The organism is Mucilaginibacter sp. PPCGB 2223, assembly GCF_001705515.1.
GTDB lineage: Bacteria > Bacteroidota > Bacteroidia > Sphingobacteriales > Sphingobacteriaceae > Mucilaginibacter.
The window spans coordinates 1263736-1284081 of sequence record NZ_MDJS01000001.1 but is presented as its reverse complement, the minus strand read 5'-3'; the positions used below and the strand labels follow the sequence as shown (position 1 = coordinate 1284081).

The 20346-nt window shown below is 47.1% G+C and carries 12 protein-coding genes; 8 read left to right on the top strand and 4 right to left on the bottom strand.

The window, feature by feature from the left end; all coding sequences use genetic code 11:
- Nucleotides 1-423: 423 nt before the first annotated feature.
- Together BEL04_RS05505 and BEL04_RS05500 are read left to right on the top strand one after the other, a co-directional pair.
- Nucleotides 424-894 (top strand): hypothetical protein, encoded by a 471-nt coding sequence (locus BEL04_RS05505; RefSeq protein WP_066001052.1) that lies wholly within the window; start codon nt 424-426, stop codon nt 892-894.
- A gap of 91 nt (nt 895-985) precedes the next feature.
- Nucleotides 986-2257 carry a hypothetical protein gene (locus BEL04_RS05500; RefSeq protein WP_066001050.1) on the top strand — a complete coding sequence of 424 codons (1272 nt, stop codon included), beginning with the start codon at nt 986-988 and terminating at the stop codon, nt 2255-2257.
- A gap of 17 nt (nt 2258-2274) precedes the next feature.
- Here BEL04_RS05500 and BEL04_RS05495 read toward each other — a convergent pair whose 3' ends face one another.
- From BEL04_RS05495 to BEL04_RS05485, 3 genes are all read right to left on the bottom strand, one after another.
- Nucleotides 2275-2781: a hypothetical protein gene (locus tag BEL04_RS05495; protein ID WP_066001047.1), complete on the bottom strand. Its 507-nt coding sequence runs from the start codon at nt 2779-2781 to the stop codon at nt 2275-2277.
- A 7-nt stretch (nt 2782-2788) separates the two neighbouring features.
- Entirely contained in the window at nt 2789-3289 is a 501-nt protein-coding gene (locus tag BEL04_RS05490; RefSeq protein WP_083227774.1) for a VOC family protein, read from the bottom strand.
- Nucleotides 3290-3404: 115 nt separating this feature from the next.
- The gene (locus BEL04_RS05485) at nt 3405-4781 is read right to left on the bottom strand and encodes a hypothetical protein (RefSeq protein WP_066001043.1); all 1377 of its coding nucleotides are present in this window, start codon (nt 4779-4781) and stop codon (nt 3405-3407) included.
- A gap of 416 nt (nt 4782-5197) precedes the next feature.
- Between BEL04_RS05485 and BEL04_RS05480 the strand changes: the two genes are divergently transcribed.
- The 6 genes from BEL04_RS05480 to BEL04_RS05455 all read left to right on the top strand — a co-directional run bounded on the left by BEL04_RS05480 (nt 5198) and on the right by BEL04_RS05455 (nt 19079).
- The gene (locus BEL04_RS05480) at nt 5198-9232 is read left to right on the top strand and encodes a hybrid sensor histidine kinase/response regulator transcription factor (protein WP_175404001.1); all 4035 of its coding nucleotides are present in this window, start codon (nt 5198-5200) and stop codon (nt 9230-9232) included.
- Nucleotides 9233-9457: 225 nt separating this feature from the next.
- Nucleotides 9458-12469 carry a TonB-dependent receptor gene (locus tag BEL04_RS05475; protein ID WP_083227772.1) on the top strand — a complete coding sequence of 1004 codons (3012 nt, stop codon included), beginning with the start codon at nt 9458-9460 and terminating at the stop codon, nt 12467-12469.
- 6 nt (nt 12470-12475) lie between these two features.
- Nucleotides 12476-14110: a RagB/SusD family nutrient uptake outer membrane protein gene (locus BEL04_RS05470; RefSeq protein ID WP_066001038.1), complete on the top strand. Its 1635-nt coding sequence runs from the start codon at nt 12476-12478 to the stop codon at nt 14108-14110.
- Nucleotides 14111-14242: 132 nt separating this feature from the next.
- Nucleotides 14243-15364, top strand: coding sequence for a glycoside hydrolase family 43 protein (locus tag BEL04_RS05465; RefSeq protein ID WP_083227771.1), 1122 nt, complete (start codon nt 14243-14245; stop codon nt 15362-15364).
- Nucleotide 15365: 1 nt separating this feature from the next.
- Nucleotides 15366-17234, top strand: coding sequence for a glycoside hydrolase family 2 protein (locus BEL04_RS05460; RefSeq protein WP_066001037.1), 1869 nt, complete (start codon nt 15366-15368; stop codon nt 17232-17234).
- Nucleotides 17235-17249: 15 nt separating this feature from the next.
- A complete protein-coding gene (locus BEL04_RS05455; protein WP_066001036.1) occupies nt 17250-19079 on the top strand; it encodes a beta-galactosidase family protein in 1830 nt (609 codons plus the stop codon).
- A gap of 81 nt (nt 19080-19160) precedes the next feature.
- On the opposite strand, the gene BEL04_RS05450 is transcribed toward BEL04_RS05455, so the two are convergent.
- Nucleotides 19161-20231 (bottom strand): nitronate monooxygenase family protein, encoded by a 1071-nt coding sequence (locus BEL04_RS05450; RefSeq protein WP_066001035.1) that lies wholly within the window; start codon nt 20229-20231, stop codon nt 19161-19163.
- Nucleotides 20232-20346: the final 115 nt, after the last annotated feature.

The window sequence follows — 20346 nt, the reverse complement described above, 5'->3', positions numbered from 1 at the left end:
AATGCTTATATTGTACACTTAGTCCAAAGCACAATGCTCAGGGAGAGAGGAAAAAGGCCGTGAAAATTTCTTACAATTTCCCCCCTGTCTAATTTGGATTGAGTTATTGAAGGATTGAATGATCATCATAGCGACATAGGTACACCGATGTAATACCGATGCCGTACCTATGTGTTTGATAGGTACAAAATACGCAAGAAGCCTGTTTGAAGCGAACAGGGGCAATAAAGCGGAAAATATTGCCAAAAATACCGAAGAATACCTATGTGTTTTAAAATGAAATCAAGAGCCGGGATAAATTGCACCATGGCTTTCGGGAGCGCGGACGCGTAAAACGCGCTTCTTCCTCAATTCATATCCGATATCCGAAATTAAGCCATCATTTCATAATCTCTCACAAAGTATTTATTTTATTATTGTATAATGTTAGCACCGGATGCATTGGCAGACATCAAATTAAAGCTGCAGACCTATCAAACAGCTTATTGCGGCTTAAAGCACGAACGGGTTGTTGAGCTTGCTTCTCCGGGCGGAGCGAGTTTTGCTAAACGCTATGGTTTTTGCGACAGGCTGACGAGGAAATACCGGCTGGGTTGCGCGCATACCACGGCCAACGAGGAGTTTTGCCGGCTCGTTTTATCGCTCGGTGAGCAAATGCCCGGCATACAGGCAATCGCCGAAGATCTCGATGAGTTATTCTCCTACGTCTATATTACAGATATTGCCAAAGGCTCGCTAGAAAAACAACTGGCGTTTGCCCTGGCGGCCAATAATGAGCAGTTTATTACAGAGGCCAGAGCGGCAATAGCTCAGGTTATAGCCGCGCATAATCAGCTTATTAAAAATATCGAAGAGTTAAGGTTGCAACTGATGGCTGCTTTGATGCCCGGGTAATGCGGCATGCCGCCTCTTACCTGCCGTTATGTGCGGCTGCGATTGCAAATATTTTATTTATCTTCACTTCAGTGTTCTAAACCACCAATATATGGCTGTTAATGCTGCTAAAATTACCCGGTCGGAGAATGATCAGAATAATTCGCAAGCCGGTAAAGGCGGGCTGTCGATTCCTGCTGTTCCGGTTTTAAAGCAGATTGTGCAACCCGTAAGCCGCGTAGCGCCGGTACAGCGCGCAATAACCCGCGGAACCTGGGATACACTTATAGAACCCAACCTTACAGACTCTGTAGGGGCGAGGCTGACCGGTGGCACAGCAAGCCTGGTAATACGCAATTCAGCAGGAGCGATCAAGCAGCGGATCGGCACGGTGTTTTCAAATATTGCTGATCTGACCGTCTTTCTGGCAGCGCACGACTGGAATAGTAAATTGGTGCACGTTACCGGCACAGCCGAGGATGTGAACCGGAACGAGATAGACTTTTCGGTACCGGGCGCGCTCAACTCGAATATTCCGGGTGGTGGGGGCGCTGTGCCTTTGAATGTGGAAGAAGTTGCAGGCGATCGGCATTCGTTTATTCATCACAGCTATTCGATGTACAGCACGCCGGGGGCAGGCGGCGGGGCACGTGAGCGGCGCGAGGCCGGCCATCACCTAACGGTGGAAAACGCGCACTTGTTAGGCATGCTGGCACTGCAGGGCGATGGTACCCTGGGCCATACGGATAAAACCACGCTCACCAAGCCCGATGTGAATACACAACTGGGTGCAAGGGGCGTTACGGAAGTAGATAATCTTAATTTCTTCCCCCGGGCGACAGCCCAGGCCCCGCGGGCGCTGGGCCTCAGCACGGCGACACTGCCTACCGCCAGATTGCCCGAAGAGGCTGCCGACCAAGGAGCAGAGGCTGTAGACGAACAGCTGTCGCTGGCTGAGTATCTCGCATTCATCCAAAGGAGCCTGGCATCGCTTGATAATGTGCCTGCGGTATATGGAGCCAAGATATTGCACTCGGCGCGGGTAATGCAAACGCGTACCGGGCTCGATCCGGCAGCCCTGTTTCTTAAAGTTGGCAAGGGCGATCAGCGGCAAATGGTCCGCGTGGTGCTCACCATGGCCCATAAAGGGTTGGCCGAAGGCCTGGTACTGCCCGCCGAAATGCTGGCGCTGTTTGAACGCTACATTACCAACACGCCTGCGCTTCCATTTGCTACACCGGTTGCCCCGGATACCGAATGGGTAGCCAAGGGCGCCCTGGCCGCCGATGGAACTACCACTTATAATGCATTGGAGACACGTTATGTGGATGCAAATTATGCTGCCATCGTAACGGCTATGAAAGCCTATGTAGCGCTCCCGTAGCCCGAATATAAACGCCTTTACTTCTCCAGCTTATAATACCGCAGGCCAACGTGATAAATGCCGTTTATGTATTTGCGGGTATAGGTGCCGTAAATATTGCGGTAGGTTGCGCTGCCGCCGGTTATCGGAAAATCGTGGTCAGGCGCTATGGTATCGCCCGGGGTTAAATTAAATACTCCCATGGCGCAAATGGTGCCATCGGCAAAGCGGAAGGTAGTGGTTGTTACGCAATCGTACCGGTTGGTGAACGGGTTAAGGTACATACTCGAAAACACATCCTGCGTAATAGTGTCTTTACGAGGGGTCGAATCGTGGCATATTGCCAGGGCCTGCTCGGTAAAGCCTTTGTATATGCCAGGGCTTGCCTGCTGCTTGCTGTACAAAGTATCAAATTGTTTGCGGATGTCGCTATTTTGATAGCTAAGTGAGATAACGTAAGGCCCCGTACCGTGTTGCTTACAGGCAACAAGCAGCAGCGCTGCACAGATGACGCAAAAAGTTTTCGTAAAGAACCTGTAGTGCATACAACGGTTATTTGGTTGTGAATTTGGCCATTTTGGCATATTCTGCATCGTTAGGTTCCCATAGTTCGATCTTATTACCTTCCGGATCCATCAGGTGTACAAATTTGCCGTAGCTGGCCGTTTCCACCGTATCTGTGGGTAGTATACCGGCTGCTTTCAGGTTCGCCAGTAATTGGTCGAGCTGCTCAACGCGGTAATTGATCATAAACTGTTTTTCGGAAGGGAGGAAGTATTTGGTGGTTTCTCTAAAAGGGGCCCACAGGGTAAAGCCTTTTTGAGTGCTATCCGTGCCCTGGTGCCATTCGAAGCTGGTGCCGCTTTGATCCATGTGCATACTCAGGTTTTTGCTGTACCAGGCTTTCAGCGCCGCCGGGTCTTTCGCTTTAAAAAAGATGCCGCCTATACCCGTTACCCTTGGGCCATGGTTAACAGGGCTTGTTAAACGACTGAAGCCATAGCCCAGCAAAAAGGCAGCGGTCAATAATACGGCCAATGTAAGTTTTTTCATGATCAGTGATTTGAAACTTAAATATAAGTATTTCCTGCCTGAGACGATCAAACCGGTGCAAACTAAAAAAGAGCCGGTCAGTTAACCGGCTCCTCTTTGTATATACGCTTACCCATTAATTAGCAGGGATAATAGCGCGGTATTCGGTATGGCGCTTGTGGGTTGTATCGGTAGTCATGATAACTTCCGGTTTCAGCATTGGCTTCTCCAGCGCAGGCTTGTAAGCCGATGCGTATAAACCGGCCTGGGTAGCTTTCCATTCGTTAAAGTACTGGATAGATGCCGATAGCTGCAAGCTAAAATCCATCGATTTTGAGTCTTTATCGAAAGGCTGACCGCATTTTAAATTAGCAAACCAGCGCATCCATGCAGGCGAGCCCGGCGGGTATTTATCACGTTCGGCCTGTGTGGGGAAGAACAACGGGCTCAGGGGTGAGTTTTCGGGGTATTCGGCAGTCGAGTGGCAGCTGTAGCACGAGCTCATCGGGTTATCTACCGGCCCGTTCAAGCGGCTGTTCCAGCCCAGGTGTGTAGGGGGCAACTCTTTCGTATCAGGATTGATCACCGTCTCGACCAGGGCATGGTTAATAATAGTAACAGTAGGTTTTGGATTAGATGCATTGGTTGTTATGTTAGGATCATCGCCCCAGCTAATGCCAAGCGGAGCCAGGTTTTCCCATTTGTTGGTTTTATTTAATGCCCCGTTGTATTGAAAATTGCCAAATATCCAGCCGTTTGGCGCACGGTCGTCGCGCACCATAATATCCATCTGGATTAAAGCCACCTGAGTTTTAAAGCGATTGTTTGGTTTTTTGAAGTTTGGCGCACAAAAGGCATCCCACCAAACGCCGTTAACCAGGAAAGGCGCTTGCTGTACGGCTACCGACTTTGGTAATGTCACAAATAAAAGCTTGAACAGTACCGAGCCATTTTTAAATGCAACGCTGTGCAGGCTATCCGGGCTGTAGTGGTCCTTCCAAACCTGGCCAATGGTATAAGCCGATACGTCGTTATAAAAACCCACGGCAATAGCACCGGCGGTATCTATGGTTTGTGTCGGGGCTAATTGGAAAGCTTTAACCGGCGCTTCCTGTGTTAAACCATGGAAACCCTCACGGCCTTTCGGGCCGTAATGCTGCCAGGGCATGTGGTACCAGCCACGTACTTTATTGTACTCAACTTTAAAATCTACGCCGGTATTTCCTTCAAAGCAATAGGTCCGTACAGCTTCGAGGTACTTGTGCCAGTCTTTTTTAAAGTCAATTTTAAAAAAGTCGGGCAATGGCTCCGTCGGTACTGCCTCCGGATAGTTCTGGCTTAGTTTGAAAACGGGCCCATGGTAATTGGCCACCATAAAGCCAAAATCCGGGAAAGGGGTTTTGTCGGCCGCTTTAGCCGAATCAACGGCTGGGGCATCTGTTGTTTGCGCCGATTTTTGCGTGCACGAAAAGGCGCCCGCTACCAGCAGGATAAATAAAAGTCTTTTGATCATGATAAGGATTGGATTTAAGTTTAAGCTAATATATAATTATTTATTATAACAAAAAATTATTATATAATAATTGATGTATTTAAATAATCGACAGTTTATCAATAATTTTGTATTTAATAATAGGTATTAATAATTGTTTTATACGAAATATTTGCCAGCTTTTTGGAAACTTAATAATCTTCGGATCGATGGGGTGATCTCCTGTGTATACAGACGAAAGCCGGTCTCTTTTGCTAACCCCGTAGTTTTAAAATAAAAAATGTTTTTTCGACGGTTATTATTACCTTAGCCCTAACCAACTATTAACAGACCATTTCCTTACTGATGTAATAACTACGCCGGTTTTTCGGGGCTTGCCTTACGTTTGAAAACTACAAGGCTAAATGTGGATTATTCATCAGGATAGCATATACCGGATGAAGACTATAAAACTTCTTTTAGTCATCTTTTTCGCCATATCAGGCACTGCAAATCTATCCGCGCAGCCTTTTCAACAAATCAAATACCTGGGTATAGATCAGGGTTTATCCAACAATTCAGTCACCAGCATATGTAAAGATGCCTATGGTTATATCTGGATAGGTACTTACGATGGCCTTAACCGCTACGATGGCACATCAGTTAAAATATTCAGGAATATCTGGAACGACTCGCTTTCGCTGAACAGCAATCACATCAATAAATTATTAGCCGTTGATAAGCGGATTTTTGTGGGGACGCAAAAAGGGGTGATGTATTTTGATTACAATACGGCCCGGTTTTATCCTGTTCATTTCGATCTTAAATCTGAGGGGCCTAAAGCGGTAAAAAATATTTCAACGCTTGCTGGCAGTACAGACAGTAATGTTTATATCGGCACCGAGAATAACGGTTTTTTTGTTTATGATATCAGTAAAAACAAAGCGAGGCAAATTCCGCTTGACCATGCGGGCAACGAATTCTCGGTTCAAGCGGTAACCGTTTCTCCATCAAAAGATATCTGGGTTTTTGTAAAAAACATAGGCCTGTGCTGCTACAACAAACAGCAACAAAAGTTACAGGTAGTTAATGCAGGCATTCGATCGGCCTACCGGATACTGCCCGTAAGCGAAGGGCGGCTGTGGATTGGCGGCGAACATGGTCTTTTTGAGCTTCACGCGGGTTTCAAAAATATAACTCCTTTACAGATAAAAGGAGAATTAACCTGCAAAAACATTACCGACCTTGCTTTTGTAAAAGGGCAACTATGGATCGCTACTGATGGCGGCGGAATCAATGTAATGGATACCGCATCGCGCAAGCTCGAAACAGTGCTGAACGAGAAAAACGTACCTATGTCCCTAAAAAGTAATTCGGTAAGCGTTTTATTTCCAGATGAGCATCAGCGCGTATTTGTTTCAACCCTGCGTGGCGGTGTAAACATCTTTGATGATATCAGGAACCAGTTTAAGCTGATCGCTAAAGATCCGTTCAACGCAAACAGCCTGATCAGTAATTTTATTATTTCTTTTTGCGAAGATGAGAAAGGAAACCTCTGGGTAGGCACCGATGGAGGAGGCCTGAGTTTCTGGAACCGGAAAAACAACACCTATACTAATTATGTTCATTCGGACCGGCCTGGTGCGCTGTCGAGCAATTTTGTTGTGAGCATGGTGCGCGACCCAAAGAATAGCATCTGGGTGGGCATGTATAACGGCGGTATCGACAGATTTGATAGTCAAACCGGCCTTTTTACGCATTATACCTGTAATAACCCCGTAACCAACGCCGAAGATAATAACCTCTGGAAGCTTTACATTGACCGGGAAAAGCGCTTATGGGCCGGCACAACCAGCGGCGGGCTGCTGTACGTTTTTGATGAAAAGGAGAATCGGTTTAAGCCTTTTGATGGTAAACTGAACAATATCCACGCAATAATCGAAGATCACCAGGGCTTCATTTGGGTGGGAGATTATTCTCATCTGATAAAAATTAATCCTGTAACAAAAAAATATCATTATATAAGCGTTCAGGGCGCAGTACGGACAATTGTTGAAGGCCAGAACCATCGTTTGTGGGTGGGCACCGAGGGGGGCGGATTGATTAACATTGATCCGGAAAATGAAAAAATGATAAGATATACCGGGAAAGACGGGCTTCCGAGCAATTCCATCCTCAACCTGGTTGTAGATCACCGGGGCCGGATATGGGGCAGTACTTATAACGGCGTTACGGTTTATGATCCGCAAAAAGGTAAATTCAGCAATTATACGGCTGCCGATGGTCTTCAAAGTAACCAGTTCAACTTTAATGCCGGGTTATTGCTTAAATCCGGAGAAATAGCATTTGGCGGTATCAAGGGTTTCAATATCTTTTTTCCCGACAGCATTAAAGCTGCGAACCACCGCCCCAGGTTATTGTTGAACGGCTTGCGCGTTAACAATAAAAACATCGAAGATAACCAGGATTTTACGGCACACACTGCTTTGCCCGAGATCAGAACGCTGACGATACCATACGATCAGGCAACGCTGGCTATCGATTATACGGCTATCGATTATTCCTTTCCCGAAAAAATACAATTTGCCTATTACCTGGAAGGCTGGGATCATGGCTGGAATGATGTGGGGCGTGTAAAAACGGCCTATTATACCCGGTTAAACGAAGGCACTTACTACTTTAAAGTAAAAGTAAGCAACAATAATGGCGTGTGGGATGATCAACAGCTCTCGTTAAAAATCATCGTTTTGCCCCCATGGTATCGTACCTGGTATGCCTACCTTATCTATATCACGCTCATATCCGGTATTATTTACATTTTCTGGCAATACCGCATCAGGCAAACTAAACTGAAATACGAAATACAGATTGCTAACCTGACGGTTGAGCGCGAAAAAGAACTTAATGAAAAGAAACTGGCTTTTTTCACCAATGTGAGCCACGAGTTCAGATCGCCGTTAACACTCATCATCAACCCGATCAAGGATATGCTGAACAGGATGGAAAACCGCAATAATAGCGAATTGAATATTGCGTACCGGAATGCCAGGCGGTTGCTTGGACTGGTCGATCATTTGTTGCTGTTCCGAAAAGCAGAGACTGAAAACGATCAGCTCAACCTGTCGAAACTGGATTTTCCGGCCATGTGCCACGATGTTTTTTTGTGTTTTAGCTACCAGGCAAAAACCAAACATATCAATTATGAGTTTTCGGGGACTTCGGCGCCGGTTTACATCAACGCCGACCGGGAAAAATTGGAAATAGCCTTGTTTAACCTGATCTCTAACGCTATTAAATTTACCCCGGCCGAAGGCAGGGTTAATGTAACGGTCGGCGCGGCCGACGAGGCGGTTTACGTTGAAGTGGCCGATACAGGTAAAGGTATCCCCGAAGAGACCGCCGGTCATATATTTGATAAATTCTACCAGGTTAAAGATCATTCGTCGGTAAAAACAGGCTTTGGTATCGGCCTGTACCTGGTAAAAAGTTTTGTTTTGCTTCATCATGGCGAGGTAGTGTACGAACGTAACCGCGATGGCGGGGCAACTTTTAAACTCTGGCTGCCAAAGCCAGAAGAACTGATTGCCGAAAGCATCGACGAATCGGACAAATTGCTTGACGAGCTGCAAATGGATGATGCGACACCCGGTTATCAAAGTGAGGAACAGCCGGGCAATCTGGAGTTGCTGATATCCGATCGTCAGTCTATCCTGGTAATTGACGATAATGCCGAACTGCGCACTTATATCAAAAGTATTTTTAAAGATGATTTCAGGATATACGAGGCGCCTGATGCTGAAGAGGGGCTGGAACTGATCAGAGCATACCTGCCCGATCTGGTGATCAGCGACATTGTAATGAACGAGGTTTCGGGCATTGAGCTTTGTAAAATTATTAAGCAGGACCTGTCGCTAAACCATATCCCGGTTGTGCTGTTGAGCGGGGATTCGGATCCTGAAACGAAACTGGAAGGCATTGTCGTAGGCGCAGTTGATTTCGTTACCAAACCCTTCGAAAAGGACCTGCTCATCGCCCGGGTGACAGGGATATTGAAAGACAGGAAGCAATTGCAAAACTATTTCTACAACGAGGTTACACTTAAGTCGAACGTTAAACGGATATCGGATGTGCATAAAGAGTTTCTGTACAAATGTATCAGCGTCATCGAAAATTACCTGGCCGATCCTGATTTTGATGTGGAGACCATCGCAAACGAACTCGGCATGAGCTATTCGGGCCTCTTTAAAAAAGTAAAGCTGGCCAGCGGTCAGTCGGTTAACTCGCTGGTTCGTTTTGTGAGACTACGAAAAGCTGCCGAGATTATGATCCATACCAATTGCAACGTTAATGAAGCTGCTCTCAAGACCGGTTTCGGCGATATGAAATATTTCAGGGAACATTTTAAACGCCAGTTTGGTTTAAACCCTTCCGAATTTATCCGCAAACACCGTACAGCTTTCAACAGCTGGTACAGGGTCGACATTCCGGCATAAGGCCCTACATTAGCCTCTAAAGCCCTGAAAGGCATTTTTACCCCCTATAATATACAAATTTACCCCCGTTTCATGAATGCGAAATCGTGTTATTTCGCTATACCAATTCCAATTATAACCCGAAGAAATATGAACGGAAAACACTGACTCCTCAAGCGAGGCCGTCGCGCCTGGCGGTGCGCTTTCAGAAAAAAGAAAACCATTATTAACCAAACCAATTTTTTTATGAGAAAGAAATTTACTTATTCGTCAGGTATAATGTCAGCCTTGCTGATCTTCGTCCTGACGACGGCGTTTCAGCTTGCCCTTGCGCAAACCAATTATAGTGTTAAAGGAAAAGTTCTTGACGAAAACAGCCAGCCTTTACCTGGTGCATCAATTAAGGCATCGGGTACTACAAAAGGCACAACTACCGATGCGAACGGCTTATTCAGTATTACACTGAATGCTCCTGCTATCTTGACTGTAAGCTTTATCGGTATGGAAAAACAAACCGTTAGCGTTAGCCCGGCCAGTTCTAATGTTACTATTGTTTTAAAAGGGGCAGGAAAGAACCTTAACGAGGTTGTAGTTATTGGGTACGGAACGCAAAAACGATCGGATATTACCGGTTCGGTTACTACCGTTCCGAAGGATCGCCTCGAAAACCTTCCCGTAACCCAGGTAATGCAGGCAGTTGAAGGCTCTGTGGCCGGGGTTACGGTAAATACAACCTCGATGGTACCGGGCCGCCAGCCAGGCGTTACTGTTCGCGGTCAAAACTCGATCACCGCATCTTCGGGCCCGTTTATTGTTGTCGACGGTATCCCGCTTACCAAAAGCGGCGGTTCGCTCAATGATATCAATCCGCAGGATATTGCTTCGATGGAAATACTGAAAGACGCATCGGCAACAGCTATTTATGGCGCCAATGGCTCACAGGGGGTTATTCTCATCACTACTAAACGGGGCGGATCGGGTAAAGCGGTTATCCGCTACAATGGTTATGCCGGATACGAAAATATTTCGCACTTACTCGATCCGCGCGACCCTGCATCTTTCACACAGAAATTTCTCGACTATGAAGCTCAAAACCACCTTACGCAGCAGTTTCCGGAGCCGGTTTATAACAATGGCGAGCGTGCTAATTATGTTGCCGGCCGCACGGTAGATTGGGTTAAGGAAAGCACGCAGCAGGGTTTTCAGCAGGATCATAACCTGAGCGTATCCGGTGGCAGCCCAGATGTTAAATACTTTGTTTCAGGCGATTACCTGAAACAGAAAGGTGTCGTAAAAGGGTATCAGTATCAAAGGGTGAGTTTTCGCTCTAACCTCGACATCAACGTAACCAATTTTTTAACTATGGGCGCAAACGTCTATTTCGCAAATAATAATTATGACGGAGGTCGCGCAAACCTGCTTTTTGCTACCGCATTAAGCCCCTATGGTACCGAATATAACCCCGATGGTACTTATATGATCTATCCGCAACTGCCGGAACAATTGTATACCAACCCCTTGCTTGGGCTCACTACCGATCAGGTTAACCGTAGTACCAATATCAGCGGTAACGGTTATGCACAGATCAAATTTGGCGGCGTATTAAAAGGGCTAAGTTATCGCCTAAATGCCGGTTATACTTATCTGCCAACACGCGTTGATAGCTATAGCGGCCGTCTGGCTAATACACCGCTCGGACAGGCTGCAGCAACAGCTTCCGAAACCAACAGCTATACCCTCGATAACCTGCTTTATTACGACCGTGAGTTTGGTAAGCACCATATCTTTTTTACCGGGCTTTATACCGCTACCCAGCGCCGCTATTTTATTTCGGGCTTCCAGGGAACAGGTTATATCAATGACGAATTATCGTTCAACGATCTTGGCGTAGGCGCAACAGTAGTAGGCCTGGGCGAAGTTACCGGTAATGGTACTTACTCCGACCGTTATGCACTTAACAGCCAGATGGCGCGCTTAAACTACACTTACAACAGTAAATACCTGTTAACTCTTACGGTACGTCGCGACGGTTCATCCGTGTTTGGCGGCAATACCGATAAATACGGATGGTTCCCATCGGCAGCTGTAGGCTGGAACATCAGCAACGAAGATTTTATGAAGAATGTAAAATCGGTAAGCTCGCTAAAATTAAGGGCCTCACTGGGCCGTGTAGGTAACGAGGCGGTAGGTGTTTATAATACGATTACCAGCGATGCCACGGTACGTTTCCCTTTTGGCGGCGTGAGCACAGTGGGTGTACAGGCGTCCAATCTTGGTAACGGTAACCTGCACTGGGAAACTACCACGCAGGCTAATATAGCGGCAGACTTTGGCCTGCTTAACGACCGCATCAGCGGTACCATAGAGTATTATGATTCGCGTACCTCGGGCTTGTTGCTTGCCCGTAGCTTACCCGCTATCACAGGTTATGGCAGAATAACCGATAATATCGGTAAAGTTGCCAATCATGGTGTCGAGCTTACCCTCAATACCAAAAACATCAATAGTGACGATTTTAAATGGGAAAGCACCATCGTGTTTTCGGCAAACAAAAACAAGATTGTAGACCTGTATGGCGATGGTAAGGATGATATCGGCAACGTCTGGTTCATCGGTCAGCCTATCAGGGTAATTTACGATTATCAAAAGCAAGGTGTTTGGCAAACCGGCGAAGACCCGTCAAAACAAGACCCGGGCGCTAAACCGGGCGACCTGAAATTTGCCGATACCAATGGCGATGGCAAGATCACAGCCGACGATAAAGTGATACAAGGCCAGCGCGACCCGAAATGGACCGGAGGCTTTACGAATACTTTCCATTACAAAAACCTTAGCCTTAACATATTTATTCAAACTGCACAGGGCATACTGAAAAATGATGCCGATTTTAATTACGCCGATGAATCGGGTAGGAGGAATACGCCTGCGGCCATCGGCTATTGGACGCCAACAAACGGCAGCCAGGAGTTTCAGGCGCTTTCGTACACTAATCCTCGTGGTTATGGCTATCCGCGCGATGCCAGCTACACCCGGATAAAAGACGTAACATTAAGCTACGTTTTTCCTCAACGAATATTGGATAAAGCCAAAATTTCGGGGTTAACTATTTACTTAAGCGGCCGCAACCTGCACACCTTTACCAAATGGATAGGTTGGGATCCCGAAGACAACTATGATACCCGCGGGTCTGGCGATTATGTGAACAACTATCCGCAAACACGTACCATTGTTTTGGGCGCCAATATATCTTTAAAATAATAAGACATGAAAAAGTATTCGACAATCATAATTTCGGCGGGGGTGTTACTGGCAACGCTATCCACGTCCTGCAAAAAAAGTTTCCTGAACGAAAAACCTTATTCGGCTTATACACCAGTAACATTGACGGATTCGCTGGGCTTTGAAGCCTCTGCCATTGGTCTCTACCAGTATACTACAGGTATTTTAACCTATTCGGGCAACCAGGGCTGGCCGGCGGTCTGGGCAGTCGGCACCGATGTGGCCAACTCTACTGCGCAGCAGGAAGGCATCGAGATACCGTATTACAATTACGGCCAGTTAACCTCGAGCGATAACGCAGCCAAATACATCTGGGGGAAATATTATGCACTTATTAATAATGCCAATATCATCATTGCATCAGCCGAAGATCCGGCAACGACCAAAATAGGTATTACAGGTAAGAGGCAGGTGGAAGCCGAGGCGAAATTTTTCAGGGCCTATGCCTATAATCACCTGGCTACCTTGTTCGGTGCGGTGCCGCTGGTAACCACCCCGGTAACCACCCCCCGTACCGATTTTGTGCGGGCACCCCTTACTGATGTAAACGCACTAATTGTAAGCGATCTTACTTACGCCAGTACCTACCTTGCTGATTTGAACGCAGTTGGCAATAAAGTTAACCTGCAAGGAAAGCCAACAAGCCGGGCCAATAAATATATGGCCATGCAGCTATTGGCCGAGGCTTACCTGCGTATGGGTAAGAACGACCTGGCCGAACAGCAGGCACAAGCTGTGATCAGCAGCGGTAAATTCAGCCTCATTAAGGCACGTTATGGCGTAAGGGCCGGTGGTGCAGGCGATTATTACTCCGATATGTTTGTATATGGCAACCAGCGTCGCTGGCAAAATAACAGCGAGTCCATCTGGGTGCTTGAGCAGGAAAACCCAAGCACAGTAGCAGGTGGTAATGTTGATAACGCGCAGCAACGCCGTGTTTGGGGCGCCGCCTATTATCAGGTACCCGGTATGGCCATTTGCGACTCGCTTGGCGGGCGCAGTATTGCCCGTTTGCGCCTCAGCAACTGGGTGATCTACGGTTTGTATCAGGCTGGTGATATGCGTAACTCGCAGTATACTTTTAAAAGAAGGTTTTATTATAACGATCCCGCCTATCCTGCCCTGTTAGGCAAGCAGGTACCATACAACAATTCGGATACGCTGTTCAGGATCTGTCCGGCCATTCTGAAATGGGGTGCTTTTGATCCGAATGACACCTTCGGTTACGCCATGATCAAGGATTTTATTATGATGCGCCTTGGCGAAACCTACCTGTTACTGGCCGAGGCACAGGTAAAACAAGGCAAAACTACCGAAGCGGCTGCCAGCATTAACGCGCTACGTACCCGCGCAAATGCGCCGTTGGTTACGGCCGCTCAAATGACGCTTGATTTTGTACTCGATGAGCGTGCCCGCGAGTTGATAGGCGAAGAAAACCGCCGGGAAACACTGATGCGCACGGGTACCCTGGTAACGAGGGCTTTAAGTCTTAATAGCAACGATGCCGTGCACCCGATCACCGGTTTAACAGCTACCAATTTGCTTTTGCCTATCCCGCTATCAGAAATTCAGCTGAACAAGGATGGCAAGCTTGATCAAAACCCGGGTTATAACCCTTGATCGGGTACCAGGGCATATACGCAATGACATAGCAATGGCTACGGGTTTAGCCTGTGGCCATTTGTTCGCCTTGTTGCGATAAAAATGCCCGATAATTGGTGCGCAATCAAATAAAAGCATACATTAATATCGATGATCAAACACGTTAACCATTACTTTGCAAGCATTACAGTCGCCACATTGCTGATAGGCCATACTTTAAGCTGCAGCGCACAGGAAAACGCCTTCCACCCCGGGCAGCTCTGGCCCGATGATAATGGCGTACACATCAATGCGCATGGCGGCGGAATATTATATCAAAAAGGTAAGTACTACTGGTTTGGCGAACATAAGATAGAAGGCGGGGCGGGTAACCGGGCAATGGTAGGCGTGCACTGTTACTCATCCAAAGATTTGTATAACTGGAAAGACGAAGGGATTGCCCTGGCAGTTTCGCCCGATACAACCAACGATATCGCCAAAGGCTGTATCCTGGAAAGGCCCAAAGTGATCTATAACAAAAAAACCAAAAAGTACGTGATGTGGTTTCACCTGGAATTGCGCGGAAAAAGTTATAGTGCTGCCCGTGCCGGTTTGGCTACAGCCGACAAGGTCAACGGGCCGTATACATTCATCCGCAGTTACCGGCCCGATGCCGGGTTTATGCCTGTTTACCCGGCAGGAACACCCGACAGCGACAAGGTAAACTGCAATCATCCCAAAAATAAAAGCGAAGGTTTTTTTTGTCGCGATCTGCCTGGCGGGCAAATGTCGCGTGATATGAACCTGTTTGTAGACGATGATGGTAAAGCCTATCATATCTTCTCTGCCGAAGAAAATTTCACCCTGGATATTGCCGAATTGAATGCCGATTACACCGGGCATACGGGCAAGTTTACACGGGTATATGCCGGCCACCAAACCGAAGCCCCTGCCATTTTTAAACGTAACGGTATTTATTACCTCGTCGGATCAGGCACTACGGGCTGGGCGCCAAACCCCGCACGCTGGTTTTCGGCGCCGTCTATCTGGGGGCCGTGGACGTATCACTGTAACCCATGCCAGGGAGATGGAGCACAGATCACCTTCGGCGGGCAAAGTACTTATGTGTTGCCCGTGGCCGGTAAAAAGGACGCCTTTATTTTTATGGCTGATAAATGGATGCCTAAAAACGCGATTGATGGACGTTATCTTTGGTTACCGATCGAGTTTAAAGGTGATGATATCGTGATCCGTTGGAAAGACAGCTGGACCTTAAATGATTTTAAAAACTGATATGCGAAAACCGAACCGTCTGATCTTATCCCTGGTCTTATTCTTAGCCTTTCGTGCAAATGCGCAGGATAGCCTCATTACCAACATACCTGCCCGCAAAGCATTCAGTTTGAACGGGCAATGGCAATATATTGTCGATCCGTACGAAACAGGTTTCTATGATTACCGCTACAAGGAGTTAAAAGCCAGTAATGGAGATGCTTATTGGAATACCGGTATCCCGGCTAATAAAAGCGAAAAGAAGGAGCATGGTTACATTGATAAATACTCACTGATGGTGCCTGGTGATTGGAACCATCAGAAACCGGAGTTTTTGTTTTATGAAGGGACGATATGGTACAAAAAATCCTTCGATTATCATAAATCCTCGTCGAATGCACGGTTCTTCATCTGGTTCGGAGCGGTTAACTATCGCGCCGATGTTTACCTTAACGGTAAAAAGTTAGGTATGCACAAAGGTGGTTTCACACCGTTCAATTTTGAAATACCGGCCAGTCTGCTGAAAGAAAAAGATAACTTCCTGGTTGTAAAGGTGGATAATAAGCGTTATGCTGACGAGGTCCCGACCCTAAATACCGATTGGTGGAACTACGGCGGTATCACCCGCGATGTAAAACTGCTGGAGCTTCCGCAGAATTTTATCCGGGATTTTGTGATCCAGCTAAAAAAACCTGAGCCGGGCAAAGCTCCATCGATTACGCCGGATGTAGAAGGGTGGGTCAGGCTTGATACAACACCGCAGGTTGGCGAGCAACTCACCATTGAAATACCGGAGCTGAAATTCAAAAAACAAATATCGGTTACAGGTGCTGTTACCCCCGTACAGTTTAGATTACCGAAAACACAACTTTGGTCGCCCGATAACCCTAAATGTTACCGGGTGATCATCTCATCATCTGCAGATAAAACCGAAGATAAGATAGGTTTCCGCACCATCGAAGCTTTTGGCAAGCAGGTGCTGCTCAATGGTAAGCCTATTTTTATGCGCGGCATCTGCATTCATGGCGAGGTAGCCCAAGATGTTCGCCGTGCCGTTGGTTATGATGATGCACGAAACCTGTTGAACAAAGCCAAAGCCCTGGGCTGTAATATGGTACGCCTGGCCCACTACCCGCACGATGAGGCCATGACCCGCACGGCCGATTCGCTGGGCGTATTGGTATGGTCGGAAATACCCGTTTACTGGACGATTGATTTCGGAAACCCGGCCGTGCTGACCAAGGCCAAAGCTCAGCTGCACGAGATGATCAACCGCGATCACAACCGCGCCAGCATCATTATTTGGTCGGTAGGGAATGAGACCCCTATCAGTCAAACCCGTACAGATTTTATGCATGGCTTAATAACCGAAGCCAAATCGCTCGATCAAACCCGTATGGTCTCGGCTGCACTGGAAGTGAATTACAATTCGGGCAAAAACCTGAACCTTGTAGACGATCCGTTGGGCGAGTTTGTAGACCTCGTTGCATTTAACGAGTACCTGGGCTGGTACGGCGGCATGCCCGATCAGTGCCGCACAACCAATTGGGCTACGCCCTATAACAAACCGCTCTTCATCAGCGAAACGGGCGCCGAAGCCAAAGCCGGTTTCCATGCCGATTCGCTCACCCGTTTCAGCGAAGAATACCAGGAGTGGTATTTTAAGGAACAGGTGGCTATGCTTAAACGCATGCCTGATAACTACGTAGGCATATCGCCCTGGGTAATGGTGGATTTTCGCTCCCCCAAACGCAATAACCCCATATATCAGGAAGGCTGGAACCGCAAGGGCCTTTATGGCGAAAAAGGCGAAAAGAAGAAGGCATTTTATACCCTTCAGCAATATTATAATAATATAAAACAAGATACTGATAACAAGATCGTTAAATAAAATCCCATCAAACATATGAAACTAAAGCTGCTGGCCCTTATTACTGGCGCCCTTATCCTTGTTCATGCTTCATCTTCTGCACAAAGTAAGCACACTTTTGCGTTGGGCGACAGCACCTTCCTGCTGGATGGCAAGCCTTTCCAGATCATTTCAGGCGAAATGCATTATCCGCGTGTGCCCCGCGAAGCCTGGCGGGCCAGGATGAAAATGGCCAGGGCCATGGGACTTAATACCATCGGTACCTACGTTTTCTGGAACCTGCACGAACCGCAAAAAGGCCAGTTTGACTTTGAAGGTAATAACGACATTGTTGAGTTTGTAAAAATAGCCCGCGAAGAGGGTCTTTGGGTCATCCTTCGACCAAGCCCATATGTATGCGCTGAGTGGGAATTCGGAGGCTATCCGTATTGGTTGCAGAACGAGAAAGGGCTGATTGTACGCAGCCGCGAGCCGCAATATCTTAAGGAATATGAGGCTTACATTAAGGAAATTGGCAAACGTTTGGCGCCATACCAGATTAACCATGGCGGCAATATCCTGATGGTACAGGTTGAGAACGAGTATGGCTTTTACAGCAACGACCTGGAATACATGAAAATCAACAAAAAGATGTTTGAGGATGCCGGCTTTGATGGTTTGCTGTACACCTGCGATCCTATGAATACGATGAAGGACGGCCATATCCCCGGTTTGTTGCCCGGTATTAACGGTCAGGATAACCCGGCGAAAGTTAAGCGCACGGTTAATGCAAACCACGATGGTAAAGGTCCTTATTTTATCTCCGAATGGTATCCCGCCTGGTTTGATTGGTGGGGGACACCACACCATACTGTACCTGCGGTAAAATACACCGGCAAACTTGATTCCGTACTTGCTAATGGCATATCCATCAATATGTATATGTTTCATGGAGGCACCAGCCGTGGTTTTATGAATGGTGCCAATTTTAAGGATAACACCCCATACGAACCACAGGTAAGCAGCTATGATTATGATGCCCCGCTGGATGAAGCCGGCAATCCTACCGAAAAGTTCATGGCATTCAGGGGTGTTATAGAAAAGCATTTGCCCAAAGGCGCGCAGCTGCCGCCGGTGCCCGCAGCCCGGCCCACTATCAGCATATCAGCCATTAAATTAAACCGGTACGCCTCGCTGGAAGATATATTACCAGTACCCCAAGCAAACCCCGTACCATTAACGTTCGAGGATATTCACCAGGATTATGGTTTTGTACTTTATCGTACAACCCTCAACGGCGCCAAAAACGGAGTGCTCAAGCTGAAAGACCTGCGCGATTATGCGGTGGTGATGGTTAATGGTAAAGAAGTGGGTACGCTCGACAGGCGTATGAAGCAGGATAGTATGCAGGTTATTTTACCCGCCGGTAAGGTAACTCTGGACATATTGGTTGAGAATCTTGGCCGGATTAACTTTGGTAAGTACCTGTTGCAAAACAAAAAAGGTATTACCGGGAAAGTTTTGTTCGATGGTGCCGAATTAAAAGGATGGAACATGTATAGCCTGCCATTTAAAACACTTACAGGGATCAAATACCAATCTGGAACTTACCAGGGCGATTCGCCGGTTCTTAAGAAAGGCACTTTCAGTTTACAAACTGTGGCCGATACCTATCTGGATATGAGCAATTGGGGTAAGGGCGTTGTTTGGGTAAACGGTCATAACCTGGGCAGATACTGGCGTATCGGCCCGCAACAAACGGTTTACCTGCCTGCGGAGTGGTTGAAAAAGGGACAAAACGAGATCGAGATATTTGAACAATTATCGCCGCGTAAAGATGAGGTAAAAGCTGTTGAAAAACCGATCCTTGATAAGCTGCAAAACTAACAAAACGGTATTTCGCCAGTATAGGTCAACATACTTATGGAATTAATAAAGCCCCGGAACGGGGCTTTATTAATTCTACTCTCAACTAAGTATTTGATTGGTTTCCGTGATTAAGGCCTGCATCAATCCGGCAGCTTTGGTATGTTTGAGATTGCCCGCGTTTTGCCCCGACCAAAAATTGGTCAGATCGTTTTTACCCTGTGCTATTGCAGCAGCTTTTAAAGGTGCTAAAAACTTGTTGTGCAACGGGAAAGGCAGGACGTCGGTTTCGTTGCCCACTTCCGCTGCGATGCGATTGCTGATCATGCGGCCGAAACGACCTGTTAACGATTTGGAGAGCACTGTATGGTTTACCTTGCCGGATAAGAGCATGGCACGATGGGCTGGCGCAACGTTAGCCTCGTCGCAGGCTAAAAATGCCGTACCGATTTGAACGGCATCAGCACCTAATGTAAGCGCCGCGGCAACGCCTTTGCCATCGGTAATGCCTCCGGCGGCTATAACAGGTATTTTAATTTGCGATTTTAACTGCTGTAGCAAAGCAAATGTTCCGGTGAGCGATTCTAAGGCAGGCCTTAAAAACGACGGTCGGTGTCCGCCCGCCTCAAAACCGGCAGCTACAATGGCGTCAACACCGGCTTCTTCTAATGCTAAGGCCTCATCTAATGTGGTGGCGGCGCCCATAGTTTTGATGTTCAGCCTGCGGCATTCGTTAAAAATTTCTTTTGACGGAATGCCGAAAATAAAACTAAAAACCGCCGGTTTTGCCTCAAAGATCACTTCTGCCTGGTCTTCAAATTTTGATGGTATATTGATATCCAGGTCGGGCATTGCAATACTAAGTTCATCAAAGTATGGTTTAAAAAGCGCCTTCACTTTGATGAGTTTTTCAGAGGGGTAATTTTTTAGACCCGCATCCACATCAGATACCCATAGATTGATATTGTAAGGTTTACTGGTTTTTCCGGCGATCTCTTTACAGGTGTCTCTGATCTGCTCCGGCGAAAAAGTGTAGGCGCCCAAACTGCCAAGTCCACCTTCGTTAGATACTGCAGCCGCCAGGTCCGGGGTTGAAAAACCCGCCCCCATTGGCCCCAGTAATATAGGATAATCAATGCCGAACAGTTCGGTTATTTGGGTTTTATTCCACATAATGTAAGTTAAACATCAGTTGTGCAGGCAAGTACACAGATTTATCCGTATGGAAAACATCTGAAATCATTTAATGGACGATTCGAAGCGATCAAGTGGCTATGCCCAATCGGAG